This is a genomic window from Niallia endozanthoxylica, from assembly GCF_008710145.1.
GTDB lineage: Bacteria > Bacillota > Bacilli > Bacillales > Cytobacillaceae > Bacillus_BD > Bacillus_BD endozanthoxylica.
This window is the reverse complement of record NZ_VYKL01000065.1, coordinates 22,999-44,069: the sequence shown is the minus strand read 5'-3', so window position 1 is coordinate 44,069 and position 21,071 is coordinate 22,999. Positions and strand designations below refer to the sequence as shown.

19 protein-coding genes are annotated in these 21,071 nt (G+C 38.3%); all 19 read left to right on the top strand.

All coding sequences use genetic code 11. From position 1 onward, the window contains the following. Positions 1-156 precede the first annotated feature (156 nt). The 19 genes from metG to spoVT all read left to right on the top strand — a co-directional run bounded on the left by metG (position 157) and on the right by spoVT (position 20,985). On the top strand, positions 157-2,124 hold the full coding sequence (gene metG, locus F4V44_RS26315) for a methionine--tRNA ligase (RefSeq protein WP_150442942.1): 1,968 nt from the start codon (positions 157-159) through the stop codon (positions 2,122-2,124). Between the two features lie 298 nt (positions 2,125-2,422). Further along, positions 2,423-3,190, top strand: coding sequence for a TatD family hydrolase (locus F4V44_RS26310; protein ID WP_150442941.1), 768 nt, complete (start codon positions 2,423-2,425; stop codon positions 3,188-3,190). 239 nt (positions 3,191-3,429) lie between these two features. Beyond that, positions 3,430-4,608, top strand: coding sequence for a G5 and 3D domain-containing protein (locus tag F4V44_RS26305; RefSeq protein ID WP_150442944.1), 1,179 nt, complete (start codon positions 3,430-3,432; stop codon positions 4,606-4,608). A gap of 332 nt (positions 4,609-4,940) precedes the next feature. Further along, a complete protein-coding gene (rnmV, locus tag F4V44_RS26300) occupies positions 4,941-5,501 on the top strand; it encodes a ribonuclease M5 (RefSeq protein WP_150442940.1) in 561 nt (186 codons plus the stop codon). Continuing rightward, positions 5,494-6,372, top strand: a complete 879-nt coding sequence (gene rsmA, locus F4V44_RS26295) for a 16S rRNA (adenine(1518)-N(6)/adenine(1519)-N(6))-dimethyltransferase RsmA (protein ID WP_150442939.1) — start codon at positions 5,494-5,496, stop codon at positions 6,370-6,372. Before rnmV ends, rsmA begins: the two co-directional genes overlap by 8 nt. 195 nt (positions 6,373-6,567) lie before the next feature. After that, the gene (gene yabG / locus F4V44_RS26290; protein WP_150442938.1) at positions 6,568-7,452 is read left to right on the top strand and encodes a sporulation peptidase YabG; all 885 of its coding nucleotides are present in this window, start codon (positions 6,568-6,570) and stop codon (positions 7,450-7,452) included. A 304-nt stretch (positions 7,453-7,756) separates the two neighbouring features. Beyond that, on the top strand, positions 7,757-8,020 hold the full coding sequence (veg, locus tag F4V44_RS26285) for a biofilm formation stimulator Veg (RefSeq protein WP_150442937.1): 264 nt from the start codon (positions 7,757-7,759) through the stop codon (positions 8,018-8,020). Positions 8,021-8,245: 225 nt separating this feature from the next. Continuing rightward, positions 8,246-8,425 carry a small, acid-soluble spore protein, alpha/beta type gene (locus tag F4V44_RS26280; RefSeq protein WP_150442936.1) on the top strand — a complete coding sequence of 60 codons (180 nt, stop codon included), beginning with the start codon at positions 8,246-8,248 and terminating at the stop codon, positions 8,423-8,425. Positions 8,426-8,743: 318 nt separating this feature from the next. Further along, the gene (gene ispE, locus F4V44_RS26275) at positions 8,744-9,613 is read left to right on the top strand and encodes a 4-(cytidine 5'-diphospho)-2-C-methyl-D-erythritol kinase (RefSeq protein ID WP_150442935.1); all 870 of its coding nucleotides are present in this window, start codon (positions 8,744-8,746) and stop codon (positions 9,611-9,613) included. A gap of 59 nt (positions 9,614-9,672) precedes the next feature. Beyond that, entirely contained in the window at positions 9,673-10,485 is an 813-nt protein-coding gene (gene purR / locus F4V44_RS26270) for a pur operon repressor (protein WP_150442934.1), read from the top strand. 153 nt (positions 10,486-10,638) lie between these two features. After that, complete coding sequence (gene ridA, locus F4V44_RS26265; protein WP_150442933.1) at positions 10,639-11,013, top strand: 2-iminobutanoate/2-iminopropanoate deaminase; 375 nt, start codon at positions 10,639-10,641, stop codon at positions 11,011-11,013. A gap of 177 nt (positions 11,014-11,190) precedes the next feature. Beyond that, entirely contained in the window at positions 11,191-11,481 is a 291-nt protein-coding gene (gene spoVG / locus F4V44_RS26260; protein ID WP_041967991.1) for a septation regulator SpoVG, read from the top strand. Positions 11,482-11,733: 252 nt separating this feature from the next. After that, on the top strand, positions 11,734-13,107 hold the full coding sequence (gene glmU / locus F4V44_RS26255; RefSeq protein ID WP_150442932.1) for a bifunctional UDP-N-acetylglucosamine diphosphorylase/glucosamine-1-phosphate N-acetyltransferase GlmU: 1,374 nt from the start codon (positions 11,734-11,736) through the stop codon (positions 13,105-13,107). A gap of 15 nt (positions 13,108-13,122) precedes the next feature. After that, the gene (locus F4V44_RS26250; RefSeq protein ID WP_150442931.1) at positions 13,123-14,079 is read left to right on the top strand and encodes a ribose-phosphate diphosphokinase; all 957 of its coding nucleotides are present in this window, start codon (positions 13,123-13,125) and stop codon (positions 14,077-14,079) included. A gap of 257 nt (positions 14,080-14,336) precedes the next feature. Then, on the top strand, positions 14,337-14,975 hold the full coding sequence (locus F4V44_RS26245) for a 50S ribosomal protein L25/general stress protein Ctc (protein WP_150442930.1): 639 nt from the start codon (positions 14,337-14,339) through the stop codon (positions 14,973-14,975). 462 nt (positions 14,976-15,437) lie between these two features. Further along, positions 15,438-15,995 (top strand): aminoacyl-tRNA hydrolase, encoded by a 558-nt coding sequence (gene pth / locus F4V44_RS26240; RefSeq protein WP_150442929.1) that lies wholly within the window; start codon positions 15,438-15,440, stop codon positions 15,993-15,995. 140 nt (positions 15,996-16,135) lie between these two features. Next, a complete protein-coding gene (locus F4V44_RS26235) occupies positions 16,136-16,366 on the top strand; it encodes an anti-sigma-F factor Fin family protein (protein WP_150442928.1) in 231 nt (76 codons plus the stop codon). Positions 16,367-16,667: 301 nt separating this feature from the next. After that, the gene (gene mfd / locus F4V44_RS26230) at positions 16,668-20,204 is read left to right on the top strand and encodes a transcription-repair coupling factor (protein ID WP_150442927.1); all 3,537 of its coding nucleotides are present in this window, start codon (positions 16,668-16,670) and stop codon (positions 20,202-20,204) included. Positions 20,205-20,448: 244 nt separating this feature from the next. Further along, positions 20,449-20,985 carry a stage V sporulation protein T gene (gene spoVT / locus F4V44_RS26225; RefSeq protein WP_150442926.1) on the top strand — a complete coding sequence of 179 codons (537 nt, stop codon included), beginning with the start codon at positions 20,449-20,451 and terminating at the stop codon, positions 20,983-20,985. The last annotated feature ends 86 nt before the right edge of the window (positions 20,986-21,071 follow it).

Here is a 21,071-nt window from a genome sequence, read left to right as displayed (position 1 = left end):
AATACAGCTTAAATGAGTCAAAAATCAACAATATTATTTAACAAAGACAAAATAATATATATATTCATTCTGAAAATATTTTGCGGGTGCCATTTTAAGAGATATAATGGAAGATGGTAAATTAGACAGAGGCTGATAACAAAGGAGGCAAAAAGCATGGGAGAACAGAGAAAAACCTTTTATTTAACAACTCCTATCTATTATCCAAGTGGAAATCTACATATAGGGCATGCCTATACTACGGTTGCCGGAGATGCAATGGCAAGATATAAGCGTATGCGTGGGTTTGATGTCATGTACTTAACTGGAACTGATGAGCATGGCCAAAAAATACAACAAAAGGCACAGGAAAAGGGGATCACCCCACAGCAGTATGTGGATGAAATTGTATCAGGTATCAAAGACCTTTGGCAAAAGCTAGATATCTCATATAATGATTTTATTCGTACGACAGAAGAACGCCATAAAAAGGTTGTTGCAGACATTTTTGAAAGGCTGTTGGAGCAGGGAGATATTTACTTAGGTGAATATGAAGGTTCATATTGTACACCATGTGAATCCTATTTCACAGAAAGACAACTAACTGAGGATGGAAATTGCCCTGACTGCGGCAGGTCTGTTCAAAAAGTAAAAGAAGAGTCTTATTTCTTTAAAGTAAGTAAATATGCAGACCGTTTGTTGGCATATTATGAAGAAAATCCTGAATTTATTCAGCCGGAATCACGAAAAAATGAGATGATTAATAACTTTATTAAGCCTGGTCTAGAGGACCTGGCAGTATCTCGGACAACGTTTGACTGGGGAATTAAAATCCCAAGCAATCCGAAGCATGTTATCTATGTATGGATTGATGCACTGACAAATTATATAACAGCACTTGGTTATGGTTCAGAGGACGATGCGAAGTATAGAAACTATTGGCCTGCAGATGTTCATTTGGTAGGAAAGGAAATTGTTCGCTTCCATACCATCTATTGGCCAATTATGTTAATGGCATTAGATCTTCCTTTACCAAAGAAGGTATTTGCTCACGGATGGCTTCTCATGAAAGATGGTAAGATGTCGAAGTCAAAAGGAAACGTCGTTGATCCTGTTACTTTAATAGATCGTTATGGACTTGATGCATTGCGTTACTATTTATTAAGAGAAGTTCCTTTTGGAGCAGATGGGGTGTTCACACCAGAGGGATTTGTTGAACGTTTAAACTTCGATCTTGCCAATGATTTAGGTAATCTTCTAAATCGTACGGTAGCTATGATTAATAAATATTTTGATGGGGCCATACCGGTATACAATGGTTCAACAGGGGAATTTGAGCAGTCGTTGCTTGAAGCAAACCAGTCAACCGTTGCTAAGTATGTTGAAGCAATGGAGAATATGGAATTCTCTGTCGCTCTGACTGCCCTTTGGCAATTAGTCAGTCGTACCAATAAATACATTGATGAGACTCAGCCTTGGCAGCTGGCGAAAGATACTGCAAACCAGTCTAAACTGGCAGATGTTATGGTTCATTTAGCAGAGTCACTAAGAAGAATGGCAATCATGCTTCAGCCGTTCTTGACACAAGCTCCAAAACAGATCTTTGCTCAGCTTGGTATAGAAAATGAGACATTAACTACCTGGGACAGTCTTGAACAATTTGGCCAAATTGGTGAAGGCGTTAAGGTTATGAAAGGTAATCCAATTTTCCCGCGTCTTGATCTTGAAGAGGAAGTAAATTATATTAAGATGAAAATGCAGGGAACAGAGCCTAAAGCAGATGAAAAGAAGGAAGAAACGACAGAATCTGTACCAGAAGTGGATGAAATCACGATTGATGATTTTATGAAGGTGGATTTGCGTGTTGCAGAAGTAATAGAAGCTGAACCTGTTAAAAAGGCAGATAAGCTTTTAAAACTGCAATTAAACCTTGGTTATGAAACTCGCCAAGTTGTTTCGGGTATTGCCCAGTATTATAAGCCGGAGGAGCTTGTCGGACAAAGAGTGATTTGTGTCACAAACCTAAAGCCGGTTAAGCTGAGAGGCGAATTATCACAAGGAATGATTCTAGCCGGCAGTAAGGATGGAAAATTAGCCTTAGCTACTGTTCCGCAGAACTTGCCTCTTGGCTCAAAGGTAAAATAATTTGTTGCAAAGCGGGGGCGGCTATCCCCGCTTTCGTTATTTGCAGAAGTAAATAAACTGTCTCTATTGTAAAGGTATGGTAATATTACTGGAAATTGTTTCACGTGGAACGTCATGTGAAATCTTTTAATATTGATATTTTTAATTAGTTCCTTTGATTTCGATAAACTGTTACGATAGATATCGTGTGAATACTCTATAAATTAGAGATTGTCTATACAAGTTTCTTCTATAATATAGATATCTATTTGAAACAAATGTAATGAAAAAATAATAATTTTCATGGAAGGGGATTGCTATGCTTTTTGATACACATGTACATTTAAATGCCGAGCAATTTGAAGAAGATTTGACAGAAGTAATTGACCGAGCTCTAAAGGCTGGGGTAGAGCGTATGCTTGTTGTTGGGTTTGATCGTCCTACAATTCAAAAGGCGATGGAACTGGTTGAGGCTTATGATTTTCTCTATGCTAGTGTCGGCTGGCATCCAGTGGATGCAATCGATATGACTGATGAGGATCTTTTGTGGATAGAAGAATTATCAGCACATCCCAAAGTTGTGGCACTTGGTGAGATGGGGTTGGATTACTATTGGGACAAATCACCAAAGGAAGTACAGAAGGAGGTCTTTAGAAAACAAATACAATTAGCAAAAAAAGTAAAACTGCCAATTATTATTCATAATCGTGAGGCTACTGCAGATATTATCACTGTCTTGAAAGAAGAAGGGGCCGAGGAGATAGGTGGTATTATGCATTGCTTTAGTGGAAGTGCTGAAACAGCAATGGAATGTATTAAATTGAACTTCCTTATTTCACTTGGCGGACCAGTTACATTTAAAAATGCAAAAAAACCGAAAGAAGTAGCAAAAGAGGTTCCGCTTGATAAACTTTTAATTGAAACGGACTGCCCATATTTGGCGCCGCACCCATATAGAGGGAAAAGAAATGAACCTGCATATGTCCGGTTGGTAGCAGAACAAATTGCTGAATTAAAGGAAATCTCAATTGAAGAAGTTGAACGAATAACAACTGAAAACGCAAAAAAATTATTCGACATTAATTGATAAGATTTTCTGTCGATTCTAGTGAATAAACGCCCGGAATATTCTGAATTCTATATAATTCTACACGTCTCCTTGTTATTATATGATAACCTTGTCGATAATTCATACTTTACTTTTTTTATAGGTCTTCAGCATAATAGGAACTAACCTTGAGGAAAGTAGAGGGGTTGACAGCAGGTAAGATTGTTTATATAATCACACGAAGAGAAAAGGAGGCGTTTTTCATCGGGATTCATAACATGAAAAACCTGTTTTCCAAGCTTGTTAACACCAAAAAATTGTCTATTATTATTGCGAGTTTCATAGTTTTATTGTTTTCTGCAGGCTTTATTACATATGAAACGACCAAGAAATCAGTGACTCTATCTCTTAATGGGGATGAAAGAGTCTTAAAAACACATGCAACAACCGTTCAAGATGTACTTGATGAAGCAGATATATCGTTAAAGTCTAAAGACTATTTGTTTCCCTCGAAAGATTCAAGGGTAACTGACAATTTAAAAGTTGTTTGGAAATCGGCAAAACAGGTTCAACTATCAACAGTAAACGAAGAGAAGACGATTTGGACGACAGCTATGACAGTTAAGGAATTTCTAAAGGAGCAAAATATAACAATCAATGAGCATGATCAAGTAAAGCCTAAAACTAGTACAGTTTTGCAGAAGGGCATGAATGTAGTAGTCAATAAAGCGTTCCCTCTCACCCTTAATGATGGTGGAGTAGTGAAGGAAGTATGGTCTACTTCGACTACGGTCGCTGACTTTTTAAAACAACAGAGAATAACACTAGCAGAACTAGACCGGATTGAACCAGGTTTAGACAGTACTGTTTCAGAAAATGGCGTGGTAAATGTCATTAGAGTAGAAAAAGTCACCGATGTAGTGGAAGAACCATTAAGCTTTGCTGTAGTCACTCAGAAAGATGAAAACTTAAATAAAGGGTCAGAGAAAATCCTGACACCTGGACAAGAAGGACTTATTTCAAGAGAATATGAAATAACCAAAGAAAATGGTCAAGAGGTGTCTCGTACTGTGTTGAACGAGACAGTGTTAAAAGATAAAGTAGATCAAGTGGTTGCTGTAGGTGCAAAAGAGATTGCTGAAATCGCTTCCCGTGGAGGAGAAAGCGGAAGAGAAATGTATGTTACAGCTACAGCCTATACGGCTAGTTGCAGTGGCTGCTCAGGGACTACCGCTACGGGACTCAACCTTCATGCCAATCCAAATGCTAAGGTTATTGCTGTTGATCCTAGGGTGATTCCGCTTGGATCAAAAGTATATGTTGAAGGGTATGGCTACGCAGTTGCATCTGACACTGGCGGAGCCATTAAAGGAAATAAAATTGATGTGTTCATTTCTTCAAAGCAGGCTGCTTATCAATGGGGAAGAAAAACAGTAAAAATAAAAGTACTTGACTAATCACAAATGCAGGGGGACTTTTCCTCTGCGTTTTTTCTTTTTTCTACTACTTAAGCTATAATAAGTAAGAAAAGCGTAAGTGCCTCGCTCAGCGACGTATGGACTGGAACACTCCGGACTGAGATAAAGGAAACACGAAGAGCGCGATAGCGTGATTCGATGTTGACTTATCGTAGGGAGGAAGTGTGAAGTCCACTAGGCGTTAGGCACTGGAGCTAGACCACTATTACAGTTTTAAGATTATATTTTGTTTTATCTATATATATAGACGTATAAGTTACAAAAATGTTTCATTTTTTTTTCATTTTTATTTTATTTTTTCGGGAGGTACAATGAAAATTAAAGAAATCATCGTCGTTGAGGGCAAGGATGATACAACGGCAGTGCAACAGGCAGTAAATGCTGATACAATCGAAACAAATGGGTCGGCTATTAATGGAGAGACCATTGAAAAAATAAAACTAGCTCAGCAAACAAGAGGTGTCATTGTTTTAACGGACCCGGACTTTCCTGGACAAAAAATTCGAAATACCATTTCAGAGAAAGTTCCTGGCTGCAAGCATGCTTTTATACCTAAGGAAATGGCATTACATAAGCGTGGTAAAGGGGTCGGGGTTGAACATGCTTCACCTGAAACGATTAGAAACGCACTAAGAGATGCCCAATTAATGCAAGAAGAGGCTAAGGAAATAATTACTCAAGAGGACTTAATTACAGCAGGTTTAATTGGCGGCGGCGGAGCAAAGACAAGAAGAGAAAAGCTAGGGCGGCTGCTGAAAATCGGTTATACGAATGGAAAACAACTTCACAAACGGCTGATGGTATTTGAAATAAGCAAAGAGAAATTTATAGAAGCTGTTGAGGTTATTCGCAAGGAGGAACATGATGCATAGAGATATTGCGACGCCAGTTAGAACAAAGGAAATCTTGCAGAAATACGGCTTTTCTTTTAAAAAAAGCTTAGGGCAGAACTTTTTAATTGATACAAATATTTTAAGAAATATCGTTGACAATGCCGGTCTGACGGAAGAATCAGGTGCAATCGAAGTAGGACCTGGAATTGGTGCCTTAACTGAGCAGCTTGCTAAAAGATGTAAAAAGGTTGTTGCATTCGAAATCGACCAGCGGCTGCTTCCTATTTTAGAGGATACATTAGCTCCATATGGCAATACAACCATCATCCATCAGGATGTATTGAAGGCAAATGTCAGGGAAGTCATGGAGCGGGAATTTGCCGGAATGGATGATGTGATGGTTGTAGCAAATTTGCCGTACTATGTGACAACACCGATTATTATGAAATTATTGGAGGAAAGACTGCCAATTCGCGGGATTGTTGTGATGCTGCAAAAGGAAGTAGCTGATCGAATTTCTGCAAAACCGGGAACAAAAGATTACGGATCATTGTCTATTGCTATACAGTACTATACAGTGGCTGAAACGGTTATGATTGTCCCTAAGACGGTATTTATTCCGCAACCGAATGTTGATTCGGCTGTTATTCGGTTAACGAGGCGGAAAGAGCCGCTATTTCCTGTGATTAGTGAGGATTTCTTTTTCACGGTTACACGAGGAAGCTTTGCGCAGCGAAGAAAAACCATTTTAAATAATTTAATGAGTCAGCTTCCGGATGGTAAAGCGAAAAAAGAAATGATTTTATCCTCTTTACAGGAGGCAGGAGTCGAACCTGGCCGAAGGGGCGAGTCTTTGTCGATTGAAGAGTTTGCTCGTTTAAGTGATGCCTTATATCCATATTTCAACTAAACACCCATGTATGGGTGTTTTTTACTTGTAATAAGACGCTTATGGTTTATTGCAGGCGTTCTTCCTAGGATACTTATACTTTTCATTATTTGATTCACAGAAGACTGGACTACTGCATATTTTATGTCAGAAGGGCATTTTAGAAAAACGGGCGCTTTTAAATGTTATCCTTATGCCGGCAAATGGAGTGGTGCAATGAATATTAAAAAAATGGACATTGTTGGCAGAAAATCATATCATTGCGACATCTTATTTCGAGTAATTGATATAAAAGGAGATAGTCATAATAAGATTGCTATTTTATATGGTCAAGATTATCGATTAATTGCAGATGCTCCTTTTGAGGATTTAGTTGTTGTGAACCAATCTGAACGAACAAAAAAATCAATGCAGTTCCGCTCTCTTGAGGAACAATCCTTAGAGTTGTTTCGTCAGGATATTGACCTATTGAAAGAGAAGCATGAATATGAGTCAACAGGTGGTTATACAAAGACGTTAAATTATTTTCAGATTCCTGGAAGGGTGCTTCACTTAGATGGGGACCCGATATATTTAAAAAAATGCCTAACTCTTTATGAAAAAATTGGTATTCCGGTAAACGGAATTCATTGTAATGAAAAAGAGATGGCAGCAAAAGTTGGGCATTTAATGGATCTTTACCGTCCAGATATTTTGGTCATTACGGGACATGATGCGTATTCAAAAGCAAAGGGCGACATACATGATATTAACTCCTATAGACATTCAAAGGATTTTGTCCAAACCGTTCGGGAAGCACGTAAAAAAATACCCTCTTTAGACCAGCTTGTCATTTTCGCTGGGGCATGCCAGTCACATTTTGAATCATTAATATATGCAGGTGCGAACTTTGCAAGCTCTCCTTCCCGCGTGAACATTCATGCATTAGACCCAGTATATATAGTGGCAAAAATTAGTTTTACACCATTTATGGAAAGAATCAATGTTTGGGATGTACTAAGAAATACATTAACGGGCGAAAAAGGGCTCGGCGGGATTGAAACAAGGGGAATTCTTAGGACCGGCATGCCGTTTAATGGGCATGTTAATCAAGTCGAATAAGCCGTTCCTAATTGCAAACGGCTTATTCATTTTTGCGATAACTTAATCATTAGAACAGAATATGAACCTGCGGCATATATTATATTAAATGCACATGAAAGATATACCATGAATGCACTGAAATTGTGCTGGCAGGTCCATACATATTTTGATGAAAATAGGGAACGATATTATTGTAGAAAAAAAAAGTAATTTGTCTATCGATAGTTATTGACATTTATTTTTAAAGACTGTTATAATTTATATTTTTGGTTGACTTTTTTGCTCCATTGTTGTATAATTTTCCATAGTGAGGTGGACCGAAATGGCAAAAACTTTAACGGATATAAAAAAGGCTCTTGATTCAAATTTAGGAAAAAGACTTTTACTCAAGGCAAACGGTGGAAGACGTAAGACAATTGAGCGTTCAGGAGTTTTAGCAGAAACTTATCCTTCTGTATTTGTGATTGAACTAGATCAAGAAGAAAATGCTTTTGAACGTGTTTCATATAGCTATGCAGATGTGTTAACAGAAACGGTACAAATTACATTCTATGAAGATACATCAGGACAGGTTGCTTTAAGTTAATCTTATAAAGTGATGGAAACGTCACATTTCGGTAAGTGTAAGATGATCCGGTGAGAAGGCATTGTTTCTTCTCATGGGCTCATCTTATTTTTTTTACGCATATTAATATCTGGTGTATATAACATGTGGAAGTAAAATCATAGCCTTCAAGAAATAGGTACTTATAATTGCTGGACTGCAGTTCGATACTACATAATGCCGGGATGATGAAAGGAGATGTTAAGATTGGGCAGAAGAAGAGGAATTATGTCAGAGGGATTAAAAGAGGAGCTTGCTAAGGAGCTTGGTTTTTATGATGTTGTTCAAAAGGAAGGCTGGGGCGGCATTAAAGCTAAGGACGCGGGCAATATGGTCAAACGTGCTATTGAAATAGCTCAACAGAATCTTTTAAACAATCGACGTTAAACTCTTTTCATTGCCAGGTGTTACAGATGTATCGTAACAAACTTTTTAACTAAAATGGATTCATCACGGCCGGCCGGGGTACATACTCTGGCCTTTTTTATTCTCCTAATATTGAAACTTCTCCAATTGTAAAAGAATTATCTCAATGAATTGTCTTACCCTCCCTATTTTGTGGTAAAATAGGACAAAAACTGGAGACGTCGAATTTTGTCTATAGCGGAATTCGTCTTTCCATCAGTTTAATTAATAGACAGGTATGACACCCTGTCTGGACTAAGAAACTGATGGGAGCTTTCTACATAAAGGTTGGTGGAGTTTTTGAAGCTTTTAGTAAAGGCACCGGCAAAGATTAATTTGTCATTAGATGTTTTACATAAACGTCCTGATGGTTATCATGAGGTTGAGATGATTATGACAACTATCGATTTGGCCGATCGTCTGGAATTGACATTATTAGAACGTGATGAAGTCAAAATTATTTCGCATAATCGCTTCGTTCCAGACGATCAAAGAAATCTGGCATACCAAGCAGCACGCTTGCTAAAGGATCGTTTTTCTATTCAAAAGGGAGTTCTAATTACAATTGAAAAGACGATACCAGTGGCTGCGGGATTAGCAGGCGGAAGCAGTGATGCAGCAGCTGCCTTAAGAGGCTTAAATAAGCTGTGGAATTTAGGGCTTACGATACATGAATTAGCTGAACTAGGGGCGGAAATAGGTTCAGATGTATCTTTTTGCGTATATGGCGGAACGGCTTTAGCAAAGGGCAGGGGAGAAATGATTACACCATTGCCAGCACCGCCTACCTGTTGGGTTGTTCTTGCAAAGCCTTTTATTGGGGTCTCTACAGCGGATATCTATCGCCGTTTAGAGGTGGAAAAAATTGACCATCCAAACACAAAGGCAATGATTCAGGCAATTAATGAAAATGACTTTTCAAAGGTTTGCTCGAATCTAGGTAATGTTCTTGAAGATGTGACATTGAAGCTTCATCCAGAGGTGGCTCAAATAAAGGATCAAATGAAACGTTTTGGTGCGGATGCTGTATTAATGAGCGGAAGCGGTCCGACCGTATTTGGTCTCGTGCAGCATGATTCGAGAATGCAAAGAGTTTATAATGGATTAAGAGGCTTTTGTGATCAAGTATTTGCTGTTCGAATGATGGGAGAACAACATACCCTTGATTAAATCCGTATATTGATGTTATATTTACATTATAATATTCGGATTTCAGGGAGGCGTCTTGAGTGAAGTTTCGTCGAAGCGAACGATTAATCGATATGACGGATTATTTATTAACTCATCCCCGGCAATTAGTCCCTCTAACAGTCTTTGCTGAACGATACAGCTCAGCAAAATCCTCTATTAGCGAAGATTTAGCTATTATTAAAGAGGTATTCGAAGAAAGAGGGATTGGCACTTTGCAAACGATTGCAGGTGCAGCGGGTGGAGTCAAATTTCAAGTTCAAGTGGACAAAGAGGAATCTATTTCCTTTATCAGAGGGCTTTGCGATCTTATAACAGACCCTGGGCGTATTTTGCCTGGCGGTTATCTATTCATGAATGATATTTTAGGTAATCCAGCGATTGTGCAAAGGGTTGGCAGAATGATTGCTTCTGCTTATGTCAATACAGATATTGACGTTGTTATGACAGTCGCAACAAAGGGAATCCCGCTTGCTTATGCTGTTGCTAACTATTTGAATGTCCCGGTCGTGATTGTCAGAAGAGATAGTTTAGTGACAGAGGGTCCGACTGTTAGCATTAATTATGTTTCCGGTTCATCCAAAAGAATTCAGACGATGGTCCTGTCGAAGAGAAGTCTTGCAGAAGGATCAAATGTTTTAATTATCGATGATTTCATGAAAGCTGGAGGAACGGTAAATGGTATGATTTCAATGCTGGAGGAGTTTCGGGCGAATGTAGCAGGTATTGCTGTACTTGTTGAAGCGGAGCAGGCAGACGAACGTTTAGTAGATAATTATCTTTCTTTAATTAAGCTGTCAGAGGTTGACTTAAAACAAAAACAGATTAAAGCAATAGAAGGAAATTATTTCTAAAATAAATCGTATTAAAGAATGGTGTCTATTTTTGACTCATCCGTGAGAAATGTCCATTTCTCACGCCTTTCAGCTTTTAGATGAGTCAAAAATCAATGATGTTAATCAACAAAGCTTCAAAATCAAAGTAGTAGATAATGAGGAGGAATACAAATGAAAGTAGTTAGCACAACAGAAGCACCAGCAGCAATTGGGCCATATTCACAAGGAATTATCGTTAATAATGTTTTTTACAGCTCTGGACAAATTCCATTAACTGCAGCAGGTGAAATGTTAAATGGCGATGTAAAAGAACAGACACATCAAGTATTTAAAAACCTTCAGGCAGTGTTGAAGGAAGCAGGTGCTTCTCTAGAGTCTGTTGTTAAGACAACTGTTTTTATTAAAGATATGAATGACTTTGGGTCAGTTAATGAAGTATATGGTGAATACTTCCATACGCATAAGCCGGCACGATCATGTGTAGAAGTTGCTCGTTTACCTAAAGATGCATTAGTAGAAATCGAAGTAATTGCGCTCGTCAAATAAGACGGGCGTTTTTTAATGAAATTGTGGAAACTATCACTATACAAACTATAATTATATGCTAGATTAGAATTTTTTCCTGTTTTTTTGAAAAAAATAAATAATTTAGGAGGAATTAAGAAAATTCTGTTGAATTAATATCTTTAGTTAATAAAACTTTGTGTAAAGGTGGTGAACAAAATGGAAGTAACTGACGTAAGACTACGCCGTGTTAATACGGATGGACGCATGAGAGCGATCGCATCTATTACGTTGGATAACGAGTTTGTTGTTCATGATATCCGCGTCATTGATGGAAATAATGGTTTATTTGTAGCAATGCCAAGTAAACGTACACCTGATGGTGAATTTCGCGATATCGCCCACCCAATCAACTCGGGAACACGCGGTAAGATTCAGGATGCTGTTTTAGCTGAGTACCATCGCTTAGGCGAAGTAGAAGTAGAATTTGAAGAAGCAGGTGCTTCTTAGAAATCAGAAACAATTAATCAACTAGAGCCTTCTTCATAAGAAAGGCTCTTTTTTTTTGCTCTGTTTTATCCATCATTCGCACTCTCATGCCTCTATAAAAATTTTCTGTTAAATTGGCTGCTTTTTATTTTCAGCTGTATATCTTCACTTTACCTCCCCATAAAAAGACTAGATCTGAATTTCTTACCTTGAAAAGAGGAGTTATTTAAGATATATTTTAAAATGGATAAAAAGGTAATTGGGGGCCTGTTCATGCTTACTCGTTATGCAATCATATTAGCCGCGGGTCAAGGGACTAGAATGAAATCGAAGTTATATAAGGTCCTGCATCCTGTTTGCGGCAAACCGATGGTTCAACATGTCGTTGATCAAATCTCTAAGCTTCATATAGATACAACGGTTACGATAATTGGTCATGGAGCTGAAATGGTAAAAGCGCAATTAGGTAACCAAAGCGAGTATGTTCTACAGGAAGAACAGCTTGGAACTGGTCATGCTGTCATGCAAGCTAAAGAATTACTCAGCGGAAAACAAGGGACTACTCTTGTAGTATGTGGTGACACTCCACTCATTAAAGCTGAAACAATGGAAGCTCTTTTTAATCATCATGTGGAAAAAGGAGCAAAAGTCACTGTTTTAACGGCTCAAGCAGATGATCCGACTGGCTATGGACGCATCATACGGAATGAAGCAGGCCTGGTTGAGAAAATTGTTGAGCATAAAGACGCAACTGATGAGGAACGGTCTATTGCAGAAATTAATACCGGAACGTACTGTTTTGATAATCAAGCTTTATTCGAAGCACTAAGTGAAGTCACAAATGATAATGTTCAAGGTGAATATTATTTACCGGATGTAATCGAGATTTTAAAAAACAAGGGCGAAATAGTGACTGCTTTTAAAACAGCTGATTTTGCAGAAACACTTGGGGTTAATGACCGAGTGGCCCTTTCAGAAGCAGAACAAATTATGAAGCAGCGAATCAATCGTCAGCATATGAAAAATGGAGTGACGATTATTGATCCATTGAACACATATATTGGGGCGGATGTTGAAATTGGGCCTGACACAATTATTATGCCAGGAACAATAATTAGCGGCAAAACAGTCATTGGTTCTGATAGTCAAATTGGTCCAAATAGTGAAATAAAGGACTGCCAAATTGGTGATGCTACAATCATCAGACAATCTGTTGCACATGACAGCCACATTGGCTCCCATGTCAATATTGGTCCTTTTGCTCATATTCGACCTGATTCAGCTATTCACGATGATGTGAAAATAGGGAATTTTGTAGAAATTAAAAAGGCTGTATTTGGAAAAGCCAGCAAAGCTTCACATTTAAGTTATATTGGGGACGCAGAAGTCGGAAGTGATGTAAATATTGGCTGCGGATCAATAACAGTGAATTATGATGGGAAAGATAAATTTTTGACAAAAATAGAGGATGGGGTATTTATAGGCTGCAACTCTAATCTTGTCGCTCCAGTGACGGTTGGGAAAGGAGCCTATGTAGCAGCAGGTTCGACAATTACAAAAAATGTACCTGGTGATGCACTTGCAGTAGCCCGCTCACGTCAAGTAAATAAAGAAAACTATGTGCAAAAGCTAAATGTAAATAAATAACCATTGGAGGTTACCATGTCTAATCAGTATTTGGATCCTAATTTAAAAGTATTTTCTTTAAACTCAAACAGGGAGCTTGCCAGCCAAATTGCAGAGGTAATCGGCGTAGAACTTGGCAAATGTTCTGTTTCCCGTTTTAGTGATGGAGAGATCCAGATTAACATCGAAGAAAGTATTCGCGGTTGTGATGTATTTGTTATTCAATCAACGAATACGCCAATTAATGAGCATTTAATGGAACTATTAATTATGATTGATGCTTTAAAACGTGCTTCAGCAAAGACGATTAATGTGGTGATGCCGTATTATGGCTATGCACGTCAGGACCGTAAAGCACGTGCGCGTGAGCCGATTACAGCTAAATTAGTAGCAAACCTGATTGAAACAGCTGGTGCAACACGTGTCATCACGTTAGACCTGCACGCTCCTCAGATTCAAGGATTTTTTGATATTCCGATTGATCACTTAATGGGTGTACCTATTTTAGCTGAGTATTTTAAAAATCGTGAATATGGTGGGGACATTGTAGTTGTATCTCCTGACCATGGTGGTGTGGTTCGTGCCAGAAAATTGGCAGATCGTTTAAAAGCGCCAATTGCCATTATTGATAAACGACGTCCAAGACCAAATGTGGCAGAAGTTATGAATATTGTTGGTAATATAGAAGGCAAGATTTGTATCCTTATTGATGATATTATCGATACTGCCGGCACTATCACACTTGCTGCTAGTGCATTAGTGGAAAGCGGTGCAACAGAAGTATATGCTTGCTGTACGCATCCAGTTCTATCTGGTCCTGCGATTGAAAGAATTGAGAATTCAAAGATAAAAGAACTTGTTGTAACAAACTCTATTTCTCTTCCAGAAGAAAAGAAAATTGATAAAATTAAAAACCTTTCTGTTGCTTCCTTAATGGCAGAAGCAATCATTCGTGTTCACGAAGAACAATCTGTAAGTATTCTATTTGACTAAGAATTGTGTATATAAGGCTTGCTAATTGGCAAGCCTTATATGTAATTTTAGCAAAAGAGCAGGTTTTACTTGAATGTTTTGTTTTGAATATTTAAACTATTTAGTAATAAGTGAAAATGCCTGCCTGTACTCTTTTTTAATTTAATGTTTAGACCTTCCTGTTTTAGGGAATTTTTATAAAGGATGTTTAAAAAGCGTAAGGCGCCATTTTTCGGTGGCTGGAGCTGGATACTAAAACACTGGAAGGGGACATTTTTATGAGTACAGTTTTACAAGCAAAAGAAAGAAAGATTTTTCGCCATTCTGCCTTGAACAAAATCCGTAAGGAAGGGAATATTCCTGGAGTTATCTATGGATCAAAAACGGAAAGCAAGTCTATCTATTTAAGTGAAAAAGATCTCATTAAGACCATTAGAGATGTGGGGAGAAATGGAATCATTTCTTTAGATGTAGACGGAGACAAACAGAATGTGATTTTGACTGATTATCAATCAGATCCATTAAAAAACATTTTGGTTCATGTTGATTTTCGTGCTGTAGATATGTCAACAGAGTTGAACGCAAATGTAAGAGTTACATTAGTGGGGGATGCTGCCGGAGTGAAGGATGGCGGAGTGATGCAGCAAGCATTACATGAAATTTCTGTCACAGCAACACCGACAAATATTCCACAGTCAATTGATGTGGATGTAACAAATTTACAGGTTGAAGAAAAAGTGACTATAGCAGATATTAAAGGAAACTATTCTTCTATTACATTTAATCATGAAGATGATGAAGTCATCGCTTCTATTCTTGCTCCACGCCAGGAGGAAGTTATTGACACAGGTGAAAAGCAGAGCGAGGCACCACATGATAATCTTGAAGGAACAGATGAAAATGGCGGTGAAGGATAAGGGGAAATCTATTGGGTAGTATCTTTGTTTATTGAAACATTTAGAGGTTGTTGAAAGGGAATGGGTTTATCCTTCATGGGCCATATTGTCAATTTGACAGCCCTTCCGACATCCTCTGCTTATACTCCTAATGAAAACACCGCGTTTATCTCATCTGTTATTTCAATTCCTATAATCATCACTTTTTTGGTGGCTTTGTTTATCAACATTGCTGATTTTTGACTCATCTATAGCTGTATCATTATGAAGTGACAGGAGAAAATGAATTTTCTCCTGTCACTTCATAATGATACAGCAACCTTTCAGTAGAGCTGAAAGGCGTGAGAAATATCCATTTCTCACGGATGAGTCACAAATCAGACTTACCAACAGTGTTTGTTAACGTAGCCTTTTTGAATAAATCTTATATAATATATTAATTAATGCTACGCGTTTAAGGCAATAAGCATAAGGGTGGGAAGTATGAAGCTAATAGTTGGTTTAGGCAATCCGGGGAAACAGTATGAGAATACAAGGCACAATGTTGGATTTGAAGTGATTGATGCCTTGGCAGAGAAGCTGAGTATATCTCTAGACCAGGCTAAATTTAAAGGAATATATGGTAAGGCGATAATAGATGGAGAAAAGGTTTTCTTATTAAAACCCTTAACCTACATGAATCTATCAGGTGAATCAATAAGTGCGATAATGGATTATTTCCAGATTGATACGGAAGATCTGCTTGTCATCTATGATGATATGGATCTGCCTGCTGGTAAAATACGCCTGCGGCAAAAGGGAAGTGCCGGCGGTCATAATGGAATTAAGTCCACTATCGCTCATGTCGGAACACAGGAGTTTAATCGAATCCGTGTAGGTATTAACAGGCCGACAGGTAGTATGTCTATTACCGATTATGTCCTTGGCCGTTTTACGAATGAGGAGAAGGAATTAATTAATGAGGCGGTAGCTCAAAGTACGGACGCCTGTGTAGAATGGATTAAGAAGCCTTTTTTACAAGTGATGAATACGTATAATTAGCCGAATGATTTCTACAATATATGGCAATAATAACGATTAGGAAAATAAGTACAGGAACCTGAATTGATGATTGTCTATCAGGCAAGAATATGACTTTCAGCATAGAGGTTCTGTAATAGAACGTTATTAGGAGGTAAGGAATGGCTATTCATTACCATTGTCGACATTGTGGAGTCAAACTAGGAACTCTTACTCAATTTTCTATTGATTCAGAGCAGCTCGGTTTACATACATTAACTGATGAGGAAAGACAAGATATGGTCACCTATAATTCTGAAGGTGAAATCCAAATCAAATCAATCTGTGAAGACTGTCAGGAATCACTTGAAAAAAACCCCGAATATTATCAAAATGACTTCTTAATTCATTAAAAGCTTTGGATCTCACTCCAAAGCATTTTTCTATTTAATTTAATCACAAGGCTTTGTTTATTAATATTGTTGATTTTTCACTTCATAACCATACAGCAATCTTTCAGCTATGCTGAAAGGCGTGAGAAATGTCCATTTCTCACGGATGAGTCAAAAATCAGGCTTATCAACAGCGCTTGCTAACAAAGCTAATGAAAAAATAGCATGGAAATAAAAATATATTGATAAAAGGATCTAAGCATCTTGTATGGTTAAAGCGATAGATGCGAGCATGATCATCATTGGAGGGAGGGGCTGCAATATGTTAGGACTAAAAAGCCTTTTTAATCAACAAGAGGATATAGGAAACGTCATAGAAGGTATTAGTGCGGGGCTGCATGAACAGCTTGTTGCAGGGCTGTCCGGCTCAGCAAGAACGTTGTTTATCGCTTCTGTCTATGAAAAAGCGAAAAAGCCGATACTGCTTGTAACGCATAATTTATTACAGGCTCAAAAATTATTTGATGATCTAGTTTCCGTAATTGGTGAGGAGGATGTATTTCTTTATCCTGCAAACGAATTAATTGGAGCGGAAATCAGTGTCGCCAGTCCGGAGTTAAGGGCACAGCGAATTGAAGTATTAAATCATATGTGTGAGAAGAAAAACAGCATTGTGATTGTTCCAATTGCCGGTTTGCGCAAAATGGTTCCGCCTCCCGAGGTATGGAAAAGATATCAGCTTCATGTCAAGGTTGGAGATGAAATTAATATCGATGAAAAGCTTATTCAATTTGTTGAAATGGGCTATGTACGTGCGGATATGATTGCTGCTCCAGGAGAGTTCAGTGTTAGAGGCGGTATTATTGATATTTTTCCATTAACAGAAGCTAATCCAATCAGAATGGAGTTATTTGATACTGAAATAGATTCTATTCGTACATTTTCGTTAGAGGATCAGCGCTCTATTGACAAACTCACGGAGATTACGATTGGACCTGCTACGGAAATGCCGCTTGAGGATACACAATATAAGAATTTAGTTGAGAAATTAGAGAATGGTTTAAAGGATAGTGTCAAAAAGCTTAAAGATGAAAAAGTGAAGACTCAGCTAGTACAGAATATTGGATATGAGCTCGAGAAGCTAAGGAATAAACAAAAGCCTGAACAGCTTTTTAAGTATTCTTCCCTTGCCTACGACCAAGCTAGCAGTCTAGTAGACTACTGTGAAAAGAATACCATTTTCTTTATCGATGAAATCAGCAGAGTTCAGGAAATGAATGAGTCGCTTGAGAAGGAAGAAGCAGAATGGTATACAGGATTATTGAGTGAAGGAAATATCATTCACGGCATCAAAATGTCTCATCAACTAGCAGAATTAACTACCCGTTCAAAAATGCCAATTGTGTACCTTTCGCTCTTTTTACGTCATGTACCGAACACAAATCCACAAAACATTATTAATATGACTTGTAAGCAAATGCAGAATTTCCATGGTCAAATGAATGTGTTAAAGGGTGAAGTGGACCGATGGGTTAAAAATCACTACTCGGTTGTTTTCCTTGGTTCGGATGAAGAACGCGTAGAAAGGCTTGAACGAATCCTCTCAGACTATGAAATTGAAGCGGATGTATCTGTTCAAAGTGACCAAATTCAAAAAGGAAAGGTGCAAATTGTCCAAGGCGACCTCCAGACTGGTTTTGAGCTTTCTCTGCAAAAGATAGCCGTTGTAACGGAAGAAGAGCTGTTTACAAAACGGGCAAAACGAACACCGCGCCGTCAAAAGCTATCAAATGCAGAAAGAATAAAAAGCTATTCTGAATTAAAAGTAGGAGACCATGTCGTTCATGTAAACCATGGGATAGGGAAATACTTAGGAATCGAAACGCTTGTTATTAATGGTGTCCATAAAGACTATTTGCATATCCGCTACCAAGGCAGCGATAAGTTGTATGTACCTGTAGATCAAATTAATCTTGTACAGAAATATGTCGGTTCAGAGGGTAAAGAACCGAAAATTTACAAATTAGGCGGCAGCGACTGGAAAAAGGTTAAGAAGAAGGTTCAATCATCTGTCGAAGATATTGCAGAGGATTTAATTAAGCTGTATGCGGAGCGGGAAGCAGCTGTAGGTTATGCTTTCAGCCCTGACGGAGATTTGCAGCGTGATTTTGAAACAAACTTCCCCTACCAAGAGACAGAGGATCAGCTCCGTTCCATTCAGGAAATTAAAAAGGATATGGAAAAAGAACGTCCGATGGATCGCCTGCTTTGCGGGGACGTTGGATATGGAAAAACAGAAGTGGCCATTCGTGCAGCCTTTAAAGCCGTAGCGGACGGCAAGCAGGTAGCCATTCTCGTGCCAACAACGATTTTGGCACAGCAGCATTATCAAACCATGCTTGAGAGATTCCAGGACTACCCTGTTAAAATTGCCTTACTAAGCCGGTTCCGGACAAGAAAGCAGCAAACAGAAACGATTAAAGGATTAAAAAATGGAACGGTTGATGTAGTTGTCGGTACGCACCGCCTGTTATCTAAAGAAGTACAATACCATGATTTAGGCTTATTAATTATTGATGAAGAGCAGCGTTTTGGTGTCAGCCATAAAGAGAAAATTAAAAAACTCAAGACAAATGTTGATGTTTTGACATTAACAGCAACACCGATTCCAAGAACACTTCATATGTCAATGCTTGGAGTCAGGGATTTGTCTGTTATTGAAACTCCGCCGGAAAATCGTTTTCCTGTCCAAACCTATGTAATGGAATATAATGGGGCTTTAGTAAGAGAAGCGATTGAACGTGAACTGGCAAGAGATGGACAGGTGTATTTTCTTTACAATAGAGTGGAAGATATTGAACGAAAAGCCGAGGAAATCTCGATGCTCGTACCTGATGCAAAGGTAGCCTATGCTCATGGACAAATGAGCGAGAATGAATTGGAATCGGTTATGCTCAGCTTCTTAGAAGGTGAAAGTGATGTTCTGGTCAGCACGACAATTATTGAAACAGGGGTGGATATTCCAAATGTGAATACACTGATTGTAAATGATGCTGACAAAATGGGACTTTCACAGCTTTATCAGCTAAGGGGACGAGTGGGTCGTTCTAATCGGGTAGCCTATGCATACTTTACGTATCGGAAGGATAAGGTTCTGACAGAGGTAGCAGAAAGACGTCTGCAGGCAATTAAGGAATTTACAGAACTTGGTTCAGGCTTTAAAATTGCGATGCGAGATTTATCTATTCGCGGAGCGGGCAATCTCTTAGGTGCGCAGCAGCATGGATTTATTGATTCTGTCGGTTTTGACCTCTACTCACAAATGTTGAAGGAAGCAATTGAAGAAAGAAGAGGAAATCCGGATGAAGTAAAGCGTCAGACAGTAGAAATTGATTTGGATATTGACGCCTATATACCAGATACCTATATTGCAGACGGTCAGCAAAAAATCGAAATGTATAAACGTTTCCGCGGAATTAGTGATCTTGATGATATAAAAGAGCTGCAAGACGAAATGATTGACCGTTTTGGAGAATATCCGCTTGAGGTATCTTATTTATTTTTAATTGCTGAAATTAAAGTGTTTGCTCTGTTAGTAGGTGTAGAATCAATCAAACAGGTCAAAGATGAAGTTACCATTCTTTTATCTGAGGAGAAGAGCGGCACAATGGATGGTCATAAGGTGTTCCAATTAACCAATCAGTACGGAAGGATGATTGGCCTTGGAATGGAAGGAAATAAATTTAAAATGGTGTTATATGTTAAGAAAGCGGCATTGGAAATGTGGCTGAATGCCATCTATGAAATTCTACAAGGAATGCATGAAATAAAAGAAGACAACGCACCGTCTGTTTTATAAAGTAAAACTTTTATTAGTGGGGGTCTTACTGTCCGTTAAGAATGGGATAAAAACGTTAGCTTAATCATTCATCTGATATTTTCCCGTATGGAATGAATTACCAACAAAAGAAAAAGCCATTGTGTGTGTATAGAATTTTCCATATGAAAGATACTAAGTTCAAATATGGCGAAGGTTACATATTGAGGAATATGAATCATTGCCACATGCAAAAAATCATCAGATGAAAGAGAGGCAACGTTGGATGAAAGCAACTGGTATTGTTCGTCGAATCGATGATTTAGGTCGTGTAGTTATTCCGAAGGAAATTCGCAGAACGTTACGTATTCGTGAAGGTGACCCATTGGAGATCTTTGTGGATCGTGATGGAGAAGTGATTTTGAAGAAATATTCCCCTATTAGTGAATTAGGTGACTTTGCAAAAGAATATGCTGAAGCTTTATTTGATAGTTTAGGAAATCCTGTTCTTATATGTGATAGAGATAATTATATTGCAACAGCTGGTGGTTCCAAGAAGGACTACCTAAATAAAAATATCAGCAGTCTTGTTGAGAAAACGATGGAAGAAAGAACTTCTGTACTGATGAATCAGTCTGGAGAAACCACACTAGTAGATGGGAACAGCGAGGAAATTTCCGCTTATACCATCGGGCCGATTATCGCTAATGGAGATCCAATCGGTGCGGTGATAATTTATTCTAAGGAAGGTTCGTTGGGTGAGGTAGAACAAAAAGCAGTTGAAACAGCAGCAGGTTTTCTAGCAAGACAAATGGAATCATAATATGACAGGATATTTTAAAAGAAGCAGTCTCAAAGCTGCTTCTTTTTATGGTTTCAGAGCAGGCGCTTCTAAAGGGAAATTATGCT